This is a genomic window from Pedobacter sp. AC464, assembly GCF_979253075.1.
On the sequence record NZ_CEEDBV010000001.1, the window covers coordinates 396,459 to 411,446 of the forward strand.

Consider the following 14,988-nt stretch of genomic DNA (forward strand, 5'->3'; position numbering starts at 1 on the left):
CATAGCCCTGAAATGTACGCCCCCAAATCTTATACCTTATGTTTAAATTAAACTTAAAAATCGCTTTGCGAAACCTTTGGAAGAATAAAACCTCGTCTTTCATCAATGTAATCGGTTTGGCTATCGGCCTTGCGGCCTGTTTAATGTTGCTGTTATATGTTTCTTACGAATGGAATTTTGATAAGCAAGCGAAAAACTGGCGAAATGTTTATGTAGCCATGACGAACGTTCCTGGTGAGCACAATAAAATCACCGCTACCTTTAATGGTACAACAACGGCTTTGGGTCCGCTTTTAAAAGAAAAACTCCCCGAAGTGAAATATGTTGCCCGCATGGATTACGGCAAAAAAAGCCTTATAGCGAATGGGCAAAACAGTTATAAAAAAGATTCGAAGTTTGCAGAAGCCGATATTCTTCACATGTACGATTATCAGTTCATTTCCGGAGACCCAAAAACGGCTCTGCAAAACCCGCTCTCTGTAATTTTAACCGAGAGCACAGCAAAAACCCTGTTTGGAACCATCGATGTGTTGAATAAGTCCGTTCGTTATCAGGATAAAAATGATTTGACAATAACCGGGGTGGTTAAAGATTTGCCTGAAAACAGTTCTAATAGGTTTGATTTCTTAATGCCCTGGTCTTTCTACGAAATTTTAGATGATAACGCAAAAAGCCTAAACTGGAATAATTACAGTTTCGTAACTATGGTTACCCTTAATGCTGATGCCGACATTGACCTGGTGAATCGTAAAGTGGAGGCTTTGGTAAAAGCGAATACACCGCAAAATCCTCAATCGCAGCCGCATTTTTTGTATCAGGCAAGCAAATTACATTTGTTCGGCAAATTTGAAAATGGTAAGCCTGCCGGAGGAGATATCGAACAAATATGGCTTTTTATGGGCCTCGCTTTCGGCATATTGTTAATTGCCTGCATCAACTTTATGAATATGGCTACTGCAAAATCAGAAAAGCGAGCAAAAGAGGTGGGCATTAAAAAAACAATTGGCGCCAATCGTACCTCTTTAATTCTTCAATTTTTAACCGAATCGATGGTGTTAACTTTTATAGCGGTAATACTGGCCATCGCGTTGCTGGAACTGTGTTTACCAACTTTTAATCAGCTTTTAAACATTAATTTAGGCATTTCTTATTTTAATTCTGCCAGCTGGGCAGGTATTTTAGGGATTGTAATCGCAACCGGTTTAATTGCCGGTAGTTATCCTGCTTTCTATTTGTCTTCTTTTAACCCAATTCAAACATTAAAAAGGAAAATAAAATCAAAAGGTTTTTTAACAGTCAGTTTAAGGCAGATTTTGGTTATTGGCCAGTTTTGTTTCGCGATAATCCTCATCGTTTCAACGCTGGTTATTTATCGGCAAATTCAATACATTAAAAATAAGCCTGTGGGTTTTGATGTAAATGCTCTGGTTGAGATTCCGCAAGAGGGTGAGTTAAAAACGAAGTTCGATTTATTCAAAACAGAAATGCTAAAATCCGGAGCCGTTACGTCCATGTATCAATCGTCGGTTAGTCTTTCTCACCGGGGCCGTAATTTCATGGATATAAAGTGGGAAGGAATGACGAGGCCAGAAAATACAGTGATGTTTAACCAGGTGGCTACCACTTACGATTTTATTAAAACTAATGGAATTAAATTGTTGCAGGGCAGGGATTTCTCGAAAAACTTTGCTTCTGATACCAGTGGGCTGATGGTGAGTGCATCTGCAGTAAAAGTATTCGGCTACAAGAACCCGATCGGTAAAAAGGTTTCGTTATTCGGTTCCAACGCATACATAATCGGTGTTTTTGATGATTACGTTTGGGATTCACCCTACAAATCGAACAATCCACAAGTAGTGTTCCTGAATCCTAAGCAAACGGGCACAATAACCATGCGTTTAAACAATAAGAACAGTTTACGGAACAATATCGAAACCATCAACAGGATAACAAAAGCCTTCAATCCGGCTTATCCAACGGAGGTTTCTTTTATCAGTTCGCTGTATCTGGATAAATATAAATCAGAGAAAAACCTCGGCATCCTGTCTAACCTTTTCGGCGGATTAGCGATTTTTGTATCTTGTTTGGGACTATTCGGCTTGGTAGCCTATAGCGCCGAACAGCGCACTAAAGAATTTGGCGTTCGTAAGGTACTTGGTGCTTCAGTAAGTAATTTGATGCAGTTGCTTTCAGTTTCATTCATCAAAATGATTCTTGCGGCAATTATTGTCGCCGTTCCAATTAGCTATTTTGCGATGAAAAAGTGGCTCAGTAATTTCGAGTTCCATACCGAGATAAGTTGGTGGATAATTCCTGCAGCAGCACTGGGAACGTTGTTAATGGCCATAATTACTGTGAGTTTTCAGGCTTATAAAACAGCAAAAGCTAATCCTGTTGATGCCTTGAAATATGAATAAAATAGCCCCACGCAGCCTTTCCAGAGGCGAGGAGTTGGCGCAGGCTTATCATTATAACATCACACTACGACTACTGAAATAAATTTTTAACCACAAACGAAATCCGCCCATCAGTGGAGGATTTAGGAGGACCTTATGTTTAAACTTAACTTAAAAATCGCCTGGCGCAACCTTTGGAAAAACAGGGGTTATACGTTCATCAATGTTCTCGGCTTATCAATCGGGATGGCTAGTTGTATTCTCATTTTTATTTTTATCCGTTATCAAATGAGTTTTGATGAAGGCTTTAAAGATGAAGACAGGATTTATCGCGTAGTTTCTACATTCGATTATGCTGATGGAAATCAATTTTACACTCAGGGCGTTCCGTTGCCACTAACGCCGGCAATGAGAAACGATTTTTCGCCGTACATAGATAAAATTTCGGCAATTGAGCAAAGCGCCGGACTGATAAAAATTGCGGATGAGACAGGGAAAGAAAAGCTTAAAGTAATAGAAAGTGTGTTTTATGTTGAACCCGATTTCTTCGAAGTTTTTAGTTACAAATGGCTGGCTGGCAACTACAATTCACTTGCCGATCCAAATAATGCCATACTTTCTAAAGAAATGGCCACTAAGTTCTTCGGCGATTGGAAGTTAGCCACAGGAAAAAGCCTTAGTTTCGATGGTAAAACAAGCTATACTGTTAGTGGCGTAATTGATGATGTTGCCGAGAATAACTCGGTGCCTCTCAAGGTTATGCTTTCATACAAATCCTTCAAAAGTAGAAACCTAAGCAGATGGGGTTCGGTGGGCTCAAACTCCGAAAGTTATTTCAAACTTAAACCACAGGTAAAAATCGAAACGCTGGAAGGTCCGCTAAAATCGTTTCTTAAAAAATATTATGTAGAAGCAGCTCCAGGTAAGGAGGGGCATTTTTTTCAAGCTTTAAGTGATATTCACTACAATGAAAAGTTCGGCAGTTTTTCTGGCAAAATTATGCCCAAAAAGCAACTTTGGGGTTTGGCCGTTATCGGTTTCTTCCTGATGATTACCGCATCAATAAATTTTATAAATCTCGCTACTGCACAGGCGGTAAGTCGTTCAAAAGAAGTTGGTGTACGCAAAGTTATGGGCAGCCAGAGAGGCCAGTTAGTAGTGCAATTTTTAACTGAAACCTTAACAATTGTGCTTATTTCACTATTAATTGGAAGCGTATTAACAGAAATTGCTTTGCCGGGGATGCAGCGTTTATTCGATTCGAAAATTTCGTTCAGTATTTTTCAACACCCGATTATTTTGGTTTTCATGCTAATGCTGGTGGTTTTCGTGAGTTTACTTGCAGGTTTTTATCCCGCGGTTGTAATGTCAGGGTTTAATCCTGCGCTGGCCATAAAAAACAAAGTTTCGGCTAATACTGGCGGTTTAGGTTTACGAAAAGTGCTTGTAGTTGTTCAGTTCGCCATCACTGTTACGCTAATTATTGGCACGCTGATTATTCTTCAGCAAATGAAATACATCCGCGAGCAACCTCTTGGCTTTAATCCGACAGCAGTTGCGATGGTCGACCTACCGAATGATAGCTTGACGACGCAACGCTTCGCTACTTTTAAAACGCAGTTAAAGCAAATTCCGGGTGTTGAAGGAGTTAGTTTGTGCAGAACAGCACCATCTTCGCAAAATAATAACGGTAATACTTTTTCTTACAATGGTGGGAGAGATGCTGATTTCCAGGTGAATACAAAAAACGCTGATGAGGATTATTTAAAAACGTTTGATCTGAAACTCGTCGCAGGTAGAAACCTGGTAAAATCCGACACAACGAACGAATATTTGGTAAATGAAACTTTGCTTAAAAAACTTAATGTGCGCAACCCTAACGATGCGATTGGAAAAATGATTTCTTTGGGTGGCATGAAGGCGCCGATTGTTGGCGTTATCAAAGATTTTAAAAACAAGAGCTTACACGAAAATATCGACCCGATTTTAATAGGTTCTTTAAAACCAAGATTTTTTTATGCCGCCGTTAAATTAAATGCTAAACAGATGTTGGCAACAATGAAAAACGTTGAACAGATTTGGAAGAATACTTTTCCTGAATCTGTTTACAACGAATCTTTTCTAAATGAAGAAATCAACAACTATTACCAGGGCGAAAAAATCATGGGAACGCTTTTTAAAGTTTTTGCAGGCGTAATCATTTTCATATCTTTTATTGGCTTATTCGGGTTGATTTCGTTCGTGGCAACACAAAGAACAAAAGAAGTTGCCATCAGGAAAGTGCTTGGTGCCTCAACCATCGAACTGGTAAAAATGCTCAACGGTTCATTTCTGGTAATGGTTTTCATCGCCAATTTAGTTGCCTGGCCATTGGCCTATCTTTTCGTTTCCAAATGGCTTTCCGGTTTTGCTTATCGAATCGATATCAGCATCTGGCCGTTTGCTCTGGCGATGGTCATTTCTATGGCAATCACGTTAGTAACTGTTTCCATCCGCTCTTATAAAGCTGCAGTTGCAAATACAATTGACGCACTTAAATATGAGTAAAGCGGAAAAGATAAAGCTGAGCGCTTAAAGCTGAAAGAGTGAACCTTAAAGTGATATTCGATACTAGAACTCGCTACCAAATACCTGATATTAATAAAATGATAGAACTTAAAAACATAGAAAAATACTACTCGAGCAAAGGCGTTAAGCACTATGTGCTGCGCCATGTAACCACAACCGTGAAACAAGGTGAATTTGTTTCCATCATGGGACCATCTGGGGCGGGAAAATCTACTTTACTCAACATTTTGGGCATGCTCGAAGAACCCACATACGGCGCTTATGAATTTATGGGCGAAGATGTAACAAGCTTAAACGAGCGAAAACGAATCGAACTCTACCGAAATCATATTGGCTTCGTGTTTCAGGCTTATCATTTAATTGATGAAATGACAGTTTACGAAAACATCGAGGCACCGTTACTTTACAAGAAAGTTGCCGGTTCTGAACGGAAAAGCCGCATTGCCGACTTGCTGGACAGGTTTAACATGGTTGCTAAAAAGGATTTATTTCCAAATCAGCTTTCTGGGGGCCAACAACAGCTCGTTGGTATCGCAAGAGCCCTGGCAGCGCAGCCTTCAATTATTTTGGCTGATGAGCCAACAGGTAATTTACAATCGGCACAGGCTGAGGAGATTATGCAGCTTTTTCAAAAATTAAATAAGGAGGAAGGCATTACAATTATTCAGGTGACTCATTCAGAAAAATGTGCGCAATATGGAAATCGTATTTTACATATTGCAGATGGTGTGGTTAAAGATGATGTGCAAATTTGAGTTGTAAGCGATGTGCTTCGAGGAATACATTTCAACTGAGCAAATTTTTATTTTACGCTTTTGTACAACTTTCTGCGCACAAATAAATCTTAACTTTGCTGCATGCAGAAATCTTTTTTAGATGGAATGGGTAGGGAAGTGATAGTAGATTTTCCGCCAAAGCGGATAATATCTTTAGTACCATCGCAAACAGAGTTATTATTTGATTTGGGTATGGACAAGGAAATTATCGGTCTTACGAAATTTTGCATCCATCCGATTGAGAAATTTGCGGAGCGCACAAAAGTTGGCGGAACAAAAAAGCTTAATATCGATTTAATAAAGGATTTAAAGCCAGATTTAATTATTGGCAACAAAGAAGAAAACACGCAAAGCGATATTGAAGAACTGGCAACACTTTTTCCGGTCTGGATGAGCGATATTTTCACGCTTGATGATGCAATGAAAACCATAACGGAAATTGGCAGCCTTGTAGATCGCGCACCAGAAGCCGCATATCTTAATCATTTAATTGCTGCCGGCTTTAACGATCTTAAAACACTCGCCCTTCAAAACGGAATTAATAAAAAAGTAGCATACCTCATCTGGCGCAAACCTTTTATGACCGCTGGTAAAAATACTTTCATTGATGATGTGTTGCTAACCAATGGGTTGAATAATGTAATACGTCAGCAACGCTATCCAGAGGTGGATTTGGGTCAACTTAAGGTGCTTAACTGCGATCTTATTTTGCTCTCGTCAGAACCTTATCCTTTTAAAGAAAAACACATCGAGGAAATACAAGATGCAATTCCGACTGCAAAAGTTATTCTTGTTGATGGTGAGATGTTTAGCTGGTATGGTAGTCGCCTGGTGAAGGCTGTTCAATACTTTTTCGAGTTTCAAAAGCAACTTTACTAGCCGATACCTCTTAATTTATTTTAGATTTGTATCATCAGCTAAAAATGTTTAAATCTCCTTATGAAAAAACTCATCATTTTATCGCTTTTTGTTGCCAGGATGTCTGGCTGTACATCATTCAAAGATTCGAATAGAGCAAAGCATGTTACCGCAACCGGTAAAATCCAAAAAATCGGAATGACAACTTATCAGTACGGAACACACTTGTTAAAAGGTGATCAGAAAACTTATGCGCTAAAATCTGGCTCAATAAATCTTGATTTACACCTCGACCGCACAGTTACCATTAAAGGTACAAAGGTTAAAGGATATCCATTAGCCGGTGGACCAGAATTTGTTGAGGTAACATTAATAAAATACTAAAAAATTAATTTCGCTTAGCCTTAGTTACTTAGCGTTTTATTTCAAAAATATTTTACAAAATTTGGTAATTCCTTTTTGAAGTTTCATTCTAATTTCTATCTTTGCAGTCCTTAATACATCCTAACTGCGGAAGTGGCGTAATTGGTAGCCGCACCAGACTTAGGATCTGGCGCTTCACGGCGTGGGGGTTCGAGTCCCTTCTTCCGCACAATAAGATAAAGGCCGTTTCGATTTAAACATCGGAACGGTTTTGTTTTTTAAAACGTTGATTCAAAAGAAATGAATATTACACAGGAAAAAACCGGCAACTTAAATGCTGTTGTAAAAATCAAAATTGCACCTGCAGATTATACCGGCAAAGTAGATAAAGCAATAAAAGATCAAGCTAAAAAAGCACAATTACCTGGTTTTCGTAAAGGAATGGTGCCGGCGTCTCACATCAAAAGGATGTATGGTAAGAGTATTTTGGTAGAGGAAGTGAATAACTTGTTGAATGATACGCTATCTAATTACATTGCAGAGCAAAAACTGGAAATTTTGGGTCAGCCACTACCTAAAATAGACGACCAAAAGGAATTTAAATGGGATAATACCGATGATTTTGAATTTGACTATGAATTAGGTCTGGCTCCGGCTTTTGACGTTAACATCTCATCGAAAGATAAATTTACCCAATACGTTATCAAAGCTGATAACGAAACCTTAGAAGAGCGTATAAAAAATATCCGTCGTAGCTATGGCAAAATGTCCAACCCAGAGGTGTCAGCTGAAGGTGATGTGCTCTATGCAGATTTAGTTCAGCTGGGTAATGACGGTTCAATTTTCGAAGGAGGCATTAGCAATTCAGCAACACTTCGTTTAGACCAGGTTAACGATAAAAAAATTCTTAAAACTTTAGTAGGTTTAAAAAAGGATGATGTTGTAACTATAGATATTCAGAAAGCTTTCGGCGATGCAGCAGTTATTGCAAAGGCTTTAAATATTTCTGAAGAAGATGCAGCAGAATTGAAGTCGAATTTCCAGTTAACAGTTAAAAATGTAAACCGTTTAGAGGAATCAGACCTAAACCAGGAGTTTTTTGATAAACTTTTTGGTGAAGGTACCGTTACCGACGAAGCTGGTTTTAGAGCAAAAATTACAGAAGAGGTTGAAAGCATGTTTAAACAAGATGCTGAACGTAAGCTATCAAACGATATTTATGAGCAACTTTTAGAAAAACATAACTTTGAATTACCTGATGAATTTTTACGCCGCTGGTTAAAAGCCACCAATGAAAAATTAACAGATGAGGAATTGGCAGAAGGTTATGATGATTTCGCTAAAAACTTAAAGTGGACGCTAATCGAGAACAAAATCATTAAAGATAACAGCATCGAAATTAAATATGAAGATGTTGTTGCGGCTGCAAAGGCAAAACTAGATGCTCAGTTTAGAATGTACAGCCCAAGTCCGCTTCCTGAAGATCAACTTGCGCAATATGCAGTTCAGTTCTTGCAGGAAAAGGAAAATGCAAACCGTACTTTCGAAGAGGTAAAAGCCCTTAAAACTTTCGAACAAATTAAATCAATTGTAACTTTGGAAGACCAAACTATTGATTACGATAAGTTTATCGCTTTAGACAAAAAATAACAATTTGGCTGACCAATTGTCAGTCTCTTTAATACTTTTAAAATGTGGAGCAACTCAATGAGTTGCTCTTATTTTATCCAAACTTTTTCTGAAATTTTTAGTTATTTATATTCTTAAAATGCTGGTTGATATAGAATTACAAATTTTTTAGCGTTAGCTTTCTCAATTTGTTTTATCTTTAAAAAGCAAGATTTTCATTTCTGGTTGTGATTTGCCCTACATAATCAGATATTTAAATAAATTGGCATGGAAATTAACCAGCTATAGAAAATAATAGTTAAAATTACAGTCGATTGGTTTTAGAACACTAGGTTTTAAAGCCAAACGCTTAACCCTAATCAAAATATGAACATAGATTCACAAGAATTCAGAAAATTTGCCGTTAAACATCAGGGTATTGGCGGTTTGCATGTAGATAAATTTATTGCTCAGGCTAACATGAACCCACAGAACATGACGCCATATATTATTGAAGAACGCCAGCTAAATGTTGCACAAATGGATGTTTTTTCGAGATTAATGATGGATCGTATCATCTTTTTAGGTGATGCTATTTATGATCAGAATGCAAATATCATTCAGGCTCAGTTGTTGTTTTTGCAATCAACAGATGCAGATAGAGACATTCAGATTTACATTAACTCGCCAGGCGGTTCTGTATATGCAGGCTTAGGCATTTACGACACGATGCAATACATTCAGCCAGATGTTGCAACAATCTGTACCGGTATGGCAGCATCAATGGGAGCGGTGTTATTAGTTGCGGGCGCAAAAGGCAAACGTGCAGCGTTACCACACTCAAGAGTAATGATTCACCAACCATCAGGAGGCGCACAAGGCGTTGCATCTGATATGGAGATTAACTTGAGAGAGATGTTAAAATTAAAAAAAGAACTATACGATATCATTTCTGAGCATTCAGGACAAGATTACGACTGGGTTGAAAAAGCTTCAGACCGTGATTACTGGATGACTGCCAATGAAGCAAAAGGATTTGGTATGGTAGACGAAGTATTATCGAGAAACTCGAAAAAAGATGGCGAAACAAAATAAAGAATCCCGTTGCTCATTTTGCCATTCTGGCAAGCATGAAACTTTGATGTTAATTGAGGGCATGGATGCGTTTATCTGCGATAAATGTGTTACCCAGGCCAATCAATTGCTTGCTCAGGAGTTAGGTACGAAGAACAGCAAAGGCATTCAATCAACTTTAACCTTACTAAAACCGCTTGAAATTAAGCAACATTTAGATCAATATGTAATTGGTCAGGATGATGCTAAAAAGGTGTTGTCGGTTGCGGTTTACAATCACTACAAACGTTTAAATCAAAAAATTGATAAAGACGAGATAGAGATTGAAAAATCGAATATCATGTTGGTTGGCGAAACAGGAACAGGGAAAACGCTTTTGGCTAAAACCATCGCGAAGATTTTGCACGTTCCTTTTTGCATCTGCGATGCTACCGTTTTAACTGAAGCAGGTTATGTTGGTGAAGATGTTGAAAGTATCCTAACCCGTTTATTGCAGGCGGCAGATTATGACGTAGCCTCAGCCGAACGTGGTATTGTTTACATTGATGAGGTTGATAAGGTTGCCCGTAAAAGTGATAACCCATCAATCACCCGCGACGTATCTGGCGAAGGTGTGCAGCAGGCTTTACTAAAGATTTTGGAAGGTACGATAGTTAATGTTCCACCTCAGGGCGGGCGTAAACATCCGGATCAGAAAATGATTCCGGTTAATACCAACAACATTTTGTTCATCTGCGGTGGTGCTTTTGATGGCATCGAGCGTAAAATTGCAAACCGACTGCGTACTCAGGCTGTTGGTTACAAGGTGAAAAAAGATGATACAGTGTTAGATCTTAAAAACCTGTACAAGTACATCACCCCACAGGATTTGAAATCTTTTGGTTTAATTCCGGAGTTAATTGGTCGTATTCCGGTGCTTTCGCATTTAAATCCGTTGGATAAAGAAACGCTTAGAAATATTTTAACCGCACCAAAAAACGCCTTAACAAAACAATATGAAAAGTTGTTTGATTATGAGGATGTAAAACTGGTTTTCGATGAGGATGTTTTAGATTTCATCGTTGATAAAGCAATGGAGTATAAGCTTGGGGCTCGTGGTTTGCGGTCAATTTGCGAGGCGATAATGCTCGATGCGATGTTTGATACGCCGACACAAAAAGATGTAAAGGAGTTACACATCAATCTCGATTATGCAATTGAGAAGTTTGAAAAGGCCGACTTTAAAAAGTTACAAGCCGCATAAAAAAAGAATCAAAATCCTCCCGAAAAAACCGGGGGGATTTTTTTTAACCATAATGTTTAGTTTTCTTGAGCGTCCTTTTTGTTAGGATGGCCTTAACAATTTGCTTAAATGGAATTTGTTAATTTGAAAATAAAGCTTTATATTATTAACAGGAATAAAAATATATGAACGAAGAAAAAGACGTAAAAAAAGACGAGGCCATTGTAGAGAATTCAAAAAAAGTGAAAGAGGTTGAAAGCCCGGTTAAAGCCGGACTAAAATCGAAAGAAGAAATTGTTAAAAACTGGCTGCCCAGATATACCGGCAGGCCATTGGATCAGTTTGGAGATTATATTCTGTTAACCAATTTCAGTAAATATGTAAGCATGTTTTCTGAATGGAATGACAATGCGCCGATTATGGGTTTAGACAAACCTATGCAAAGTGTTACAGCAAATGGCATAACCATTATAAACTTCGGTATGGGAAGCCCGCTGGCGGCAACAATGATGGATTTGCTTACAGCCATTAAACCGAAAGCAGTTTTGTTTTTGGGAAAATGTGGGGGCCTAAAAAAGAAAAATCAACTGGGCGATTTAATTCTTCCAATCGCCGCGATAAGGGGAGAAGGAACATCAAATGATTACCTTCCTGCTGAAGTACCGGCCTTGCCTGCCTTCGCGTTGCAGAAAGCAATTTCAACAACAATTCGCGACCATGGACGTGATTACTGGACAGGAACTTGTTATACCACAAACAGAAGAGTTTGGGAACACGATAAGGAATTTAAAAGGTATTTGAAAACATTAAGAGCAATGGCTGTTGATATGGAAACTGCTACTGTGTTCACCACTGCATTTGCCAACAAGATTCCTGCTGGCGCTTTGTTGCTCGTTTCCGATCAACCAATGATTCCGGAAGGTGTAAAAACAGCAGAAAGCGATAGTTCGGTGACTGAAAAGTATGTTGAAACTCATTTAAGAATTGGAATTGATTCTTTAAAGCAATTGATTAACAACGGTTTAACGGTTAAACACTTGTTGTTTTAGTACTAGTTGGGGCTTGGCTTTAGTTGAAGCAGCAAGCCGCTAACTGAATAGAGCGAGTAGAGGTCAGCAAGTGCTGATCTTTTTTTTTGGTTTAAATTTAGTTTCCAGGAGTTGGTAGGTAGCCGTGAAGTATTAAATCTTCAGTACCTTCGATTCGGTAGTTGCAGCCATTATGAAGCAATACAACCCTGTCAGCAACGGCTAATATAGATTTATAATAGTGGTCGGTTATTAGAAAACCTTTAACCAGTTTTAACTTATTGATATGACACTTTAATTCATCAATTAACATCGGCGCTAATTGTGAAAATGGCTCATCTAAAAGGATAAAATCTGCATCGCTGTAAATAATTATCAATGCCTCCAGCAAACGGCTTTCACCACCAGAAAAATCTCGAAATTTCGTCCGTAAATTTCCAGCCACGAAATTAACTTTAAGTAGCTCACCTTTACGTTCTTTGCAGAATATTTCAATAGCTGCAGCAACTGTAAGTTTACTAGGAATAAAATTGTGTTGTGGCAAATAAGCTATCTTTCCTGATAAATAGCCTTTAGAAATTTGTTCATCATTAAGTTTTAAGTATTTAAAATCAGCTTTGGTAGTGCCAAAAATGATTTCAAGAAGTGTAGATTTTCCGCTGCCATTTCTGCCAAGTAAGCCAACAACTTCGCCAACCTTGCAATTGATGAACACACCGTTTAAGATTGCCCGTGTATCAAATTGCTTGGTAACACTGTCAATAAAAAGTTCCTGCATAGTAAAGAGAAGGCTATAATTAAGATTAGAATGATGATATCATAAAGCATCAAGCTGCTTAGGATTGTTCGAAAACCAAATCGCATATTTCGATAAAAATACCTATGTTTCTTTAGGAAGAACCGTTCGATAACTATCGAAAATGTCCATCCTACAGGTTTCATAAAAATGGTCATTACGAAGCCGCCCGGTTTCTTGTAACCATCGATGACAAAGAACAAGCCTGCCAATAAACTTATCAGAATATTCCACAACAGTATTGGTTTGTAGATTATCATTAAGTTTTTGAAATTACTTGCGGGCATTTCTAAATATATAGAAAAATATCAAATGGCATTTAACAAAAAAAGTCAACCCATGGGTTAACTTTTATATGTTTTGAATATTTGAGGAATAATTTACCCTAAATAAGATTTTAAAATTTTGCTTCTCGATGTATGACGCAGGCGTTGAAGCGCTTTATCTTTAATCTGTCTAACACGTTCGCGTGTTAAGTTAAATTTCTCACCAATTTCTTCTAATGAAAGCGGATGATTTGAACCTAAACCAAAGAACAAAACGATAATTTCCCTTTCCCGCTCGGTTAGCGTAGATAAAGAACGTTTAATTTCTTCTGATAAGGATTCGTTGATTAATGAACTATCAGTGTTTGGTTCATGATTTTCCAATACATCCAACAGCGTATTTTCTTCACCTTGAACAAATGGCGCATCCATTGATACGTGGCGACCTGAATTGCTTAACGTGTCAGAAATTTTATCAACTGTTGTTTCTAATATATCTGCCAGTTCTTCCGGAGAAGGCTCGCGTTCGTATTCTTGCTCTAATTTAGAGAAGGCTTTACTGATTTTACTTAATGAACCAACCTGGTTTAAAGGCAAACGTACGATACGGCTTTGCTCAGCAATTGCCTGCAAAATCGACTGACGAATCCACCAAACAGCGTAAGAAATGAATTTGAAACCTTTGGTTTCATCAAAACGTTTTGCCGCTTTAATTAAACCCAGGTTACCTTCGTTAATTAAATCTCCTAAAGTTAAGCCCTGATTTTGATATTGCTTTGCAACAGATACTACGAAACGTAAGTTGGTTTTAGTTAATCGCTCTAATGCAGCTTGATCGCCTTCACGAATCTTTCTTGCTAAAATTACCTCTTCCTCTGCTGTTATTAAATCTACTTTACCAATTTCGTGTAGGTACTTATCTAACGACTGACTTTCACGGTTGGTAATGGATTGCGTTATCTTGAGTTGTCTCATTTATACGTTTTGTGTGCTCTTAAATTATTGAAGTGTGCAAAGTTACGAAATTGTATAGCAATCCGAAAGGATAAAATACTGAAAATGTTGCTGTTTGCACACGTTTTTTATAGTTTTACTTACAACAAAAATCATTCCAATAATGTTTTTGGCAGTTCTCATACCCATTGAAGACTTATGATTGATAAGTAATAAAAATTTATTGAATTACAATAAATTATACTTGCAAATCAGTAATTAAATTTTTATGTTTGCTTGTTCAATATTATAAAATTATGACTTTTATAAAATTTCTTATTTGTAAGATCAAAAACACGAGCTCGAATTATTGGATGGTGTTATTATTGAAAATTTTTATCCGAATATTTGGCATGTTAACCTTTCTCAGTCTGCTAACTGGCATCAGTTTTTTTGATTTAACTAATCGATATAATTCAATTGGCTCGATATTCTACGTAATGTTTTTTGTGTTTCTCGATAGCATTATCAAGGTATCGCCTCAGTTTTCTCTTTCAGAGAAGCTTGTTAAACCCCTTAACGCTCTAAAATGGCTTCCCTTGCTTACAGTTATCTACCTGATATATCTGAAAATCGCAATTAATAAAGCTGCACTTTATTCTGTTGATTTTAGCAGTCCTGCTTTTCTTTTCAAAGAAATTTGGCCCCGTGTTATAATCCCGAATCTTGGTTTTATTATCATAACTTTAGTTATTTTTTATACCTCAGGAACGTTAAACAGGAATAAAAAGCTGAAAGAGGAAAACGATTTAACGATTTAACTTTACCTTCAAACCTGCTCATGCCAATTATAATAAATTTAGATGTAATGCTTGCCCGTCGCAAAATGTCGCTTACTCAATTAAGTGAACAGGTTGGCATCACAATGTCTAACTTATCTATATTAAAAACAGGTAAAGCAAAAGCCATTCGGTTAGAAACGCTGGAAGCCATCTGCAAGGTTCTGGATTGCCAGCCCGGCGATATTCTGGAGTTTCGCTCGCTTTAACTTACTAGGTTTAGAGAGGGCAGGAGTGTGAGGGGAGGAACTTCGTAAGTTT

Annotated in this window: 13 protein-coding genes and 1 tRNA gene; 12 read left to right on the forward strand and 2 right to left on the reverse strand. The window is 37.8% G+C overall.

The window, feature by feature from the left end; genetic code table 11:
- Positions 1-38: 38 nt before the first annotated feature.
- From AC0IWT_RS01680 to AC0IWT_RS01725, 10 genes are all read left to right on the forward strand, one after another.
- A complete protein-coding gene (locus AC0IWT_RS01680) occupies positions 39-2,417 on the forward strand; it encodes an ABC transporter permease (protein ID WP_471795711.1) in 2,379 nt (792 codons plus the stop codon).
- Positions 2,418-2,552: 135 nt separating this feature from the next.
- Positions 2,553-4,943 (forward strand): ABC transporter permease, encoded by a 2,391-nt coding sequence (locus tag AC0IWT_RS01685; protein WP_471795712.1) that lies wholly within the window; start codon positions 2,553-2,555, stop codon positions 4,941-4,943.
- 98 nt (positions 4,944-5,041) lie between these two features.
- Positions 5,042-5,719 (forward strand): ABC transporter ATP-binding protein, encoded by a 678-nt coding sequence (locus AC0IWT_RS01690; protein ID WP_471795713.1) that lies wholly within the window; start codon positions 5,042-5,044, stop codon positions 5,717-5,719.
- A gap of 102 nt (positions 5,720-5,821) precedes the next feature.
- Positions 5,822-6,619 carry a helical backbone metal receptor gene (locus AC0IWT_RS01695; protein WP_471795714.1) on the forward strand — a complete coding sequence of 266 codons (798 nt, stop codon included), beginning with the start codon at positions 5,822-5,824 and terminating at the stop codon, positions 6,617-6,619.
- A 60-nt stretch (positions 6,620-6,679) separates the two neighbouring features.
- Positions 6,680-6,982, forward strand: coding sequence for a hypothetical protein (locus tag AC0IWT_RS01700; RefSeq protein ID WP_471795715.1), 303 nt, complete (start codon positions 6,680-6,682; stop codon positions 6,980-6,982).
- Positions 6,983-7,108: 126 nt separating this feature from the next.
- Positions 7,109-7,190: transfer RNA gene (locus tag AC0IWT_RS01705), tRNA-Leu, on the forward strand.
- A 71-nt stretch (positions 7,191-7,261) separates the two neighbouring features.
- Positions 7,262-8,611, forward strand: a complete 1,350-nt coding sequence (gene tig / locus AC0IWT_RS01710; protein ID WP_471795716.1) for a trigger factor — start codon at positions 7,262-7,264, stop codon at positions 8,609-8,611.
- Positions 8,612-8,956: 345 nt separating this feature from the next.
- On the forward strand, positions 8,957-9,664 hold the full coding sequence (gene clpP / locus AC0IWT_RS01715) for an ATP-dependent Clp endopeptidase proteolytic subunit ClpP (RefSeq protein ID WP_056870732.1): 708 nt from the start codon (positions 8,957-8,959) through the stop codon (positions 9,662-9,664).
- Positions 9,648-10,886, forward strand: coding sequence for an ATP-dependent Clp protease ATP-binding subunit ClpX (gene clpX / locus AC0IWT_RS01720; protein WP_056870731.1), 1,239 nt, complete (start codon positions 9,648-9,650; stop codon positions 10,884-10,886). The genes clpP and clpX overlap by 17 nt, the downstream gene beginning before the upstream one ends.
- A gap of 164 nt (positions 10,887-11,050) precedes the next feature.
- The gene (locus AC0IWT_RS01725) at positions 11,051-11,914 is read left to right on the forward strand and encodes an AMP nucleosidase (RefSeq protein WP_056870730.1); all 864 of its coding nucleotides are present in this window, start codon (positions 11,051-11,053) and stop codon (positions 11,912-11,914) included.
- Between the two features lie 97 nt (positions 11,915-12,011).
- On the opposite strand, the gene AC0IWT_RS01730 is transcribed toward AC0IWT_RS01725, so the two are convergent.
- Entirely contained in the window at positions 12,012-12,671 is a 660-nt protein-coding gene (locus AC0IWT_RS01730; RefSeq protein WP_471795717.1) for an ATP-binding cassette domain-containing protein, read from the reverse strand.
- A 398-nt stretch (positions 12,672-13,069) separates the two neighbouring features.
- A complete protein-coding gene (locus AC0IWT_RS01735; protein WP_010601359.1) occupies positions 13,070-13,930 on the reverse strand; it encodes a sigma-70 family RNA polymerase sigma factor in 861 nt (286 codons plus the stop codon).
- 371 nt (positions 13,931-14,301) lie between these two features.
- Here AC0IWT_RS01735 and AC0IWT_RS01740 point away from each other — a divergent pair, with 371 nt between their 5' ends.
- Together AC0IWT_RS01740 and AC0IWT_RS01745 are read left to right on the forward strand one after the other, a co-directional pair.
- A complete protein-coding gene (locus tag AC0IWT_RS01740; protein WP_471795718.1) occupies positions 14,302-14,709 on the forward strand; it encodes a hypothetical protein in 408 nt (135 codons plus the stop codon).
- A 20-nt stretch (positions 14,710-14,729) separates the two neighbouring features.
- The gene (locus AC0IWT_RS01745) at positions 14,730-14,936 is read left to right on the forward strand and encodes a helix-turn-helix domain-containing protein (RefSeq protein ID WP_056870727.1); all 207 of its coding nucleotides are present in this window, start codon (positions 14,730-14,732) and stop codon (positions 14,934-14,936) included.
- The last annotated feature ends 52 nt before the right edge of the window (positions 14,937-14,988 follow it).

Bases quoted from the DNA above. Each gene is read 5' to 3' on its own strand.
- AC0IWT_RS01680 (WP_471795711.1), top strand. From the start codon at position 39: ATGTTTAAATTAAACTTAAAAATCGCTTTGCGAAACCTTTGGAAGAAT.
- AC0IWT_RS01685 (WP_471795712.1), top strand. From the start codon at position 2,553: ATGTTTAAACTTAACTTAAAAATCGCCTGGCGCAACCTTTGGAAAAAC.
- AC0IWT_RS01690 (WP_471795713.1), top strand. From the start codon at position 5,042: ATGATAGAACTTAAAAACATAGAAAAATACTACTCGAGCAAAGGCGTT.
- AC0IWT_RS01695 (WP_471795714.1), top strand. From the start codon at position 5,822: ATGCAGAAATCTTTTTTAGATGGAATGGGTAGGGAAGTGATAGTAGAT.
- AC0IWT_RS01700 (WP_471795715.1), top strand. From the start codon at position 6,680: ATGAAAAAACTCATCATTTTATCGCTTTTTGTTGCCAGGATGTCTGGC.
- tig (WP_471795716.1), top strand. From the start codon at position 7,262: ATGAATATTACACAGGAAAAAACCGGCAACTTAAATGCTGTTGTAAAA.
- clpP (WP_056870732.1), top strand. From the start codon at position 8,957: ATGAACATAGATTCACAAGAATTCAGAAAATTTGCCGTTAAACATCAG.
- clpX (WP_056870731.1), top strand. From the start codon at position 9,648: ATGGCGAAACAAAATAAAGAATCCCGTTGCTCATTTTGCCATTCTGGC.
- AC0IWT_RS01725 (WP_056870730.1), top strand. From the start codon at position 11,051: ATGAACGAAGAAAAAGACGTAAAAAAAGACGAGGCCATTGTAGAGAAT.
- AC0IWT_RS01730 (WP_471795717.1), bottom strand. From the start codon at position 12,671: ATGCAGGAACTTTTTATTGACAGTGTTACCAAGCAATTTGATACACGG.
- AC0IWT_RS01735 (WP_010601359.1), bottom strand. From the start codon at position 13,930: ATGAGACAACTCAAGATAACGCAATCCATTACCAACCGTGAAAGTCAG.
- AC0IWT_RS01740 (WP_471795718.1), top strand. From the start codon at position 14,302: ATGTTAACCTTTCTCAGTCTGCTAACTGGCATCAGTTTTTTTGATTTA.
- AC0IWT_RS01745 (WP_056870727.1), top strand. From the start codon at position 14,730: ATGCCAATTATAATAAATTTAGATGTAATGCTTGCCCGTCGCAAAATG.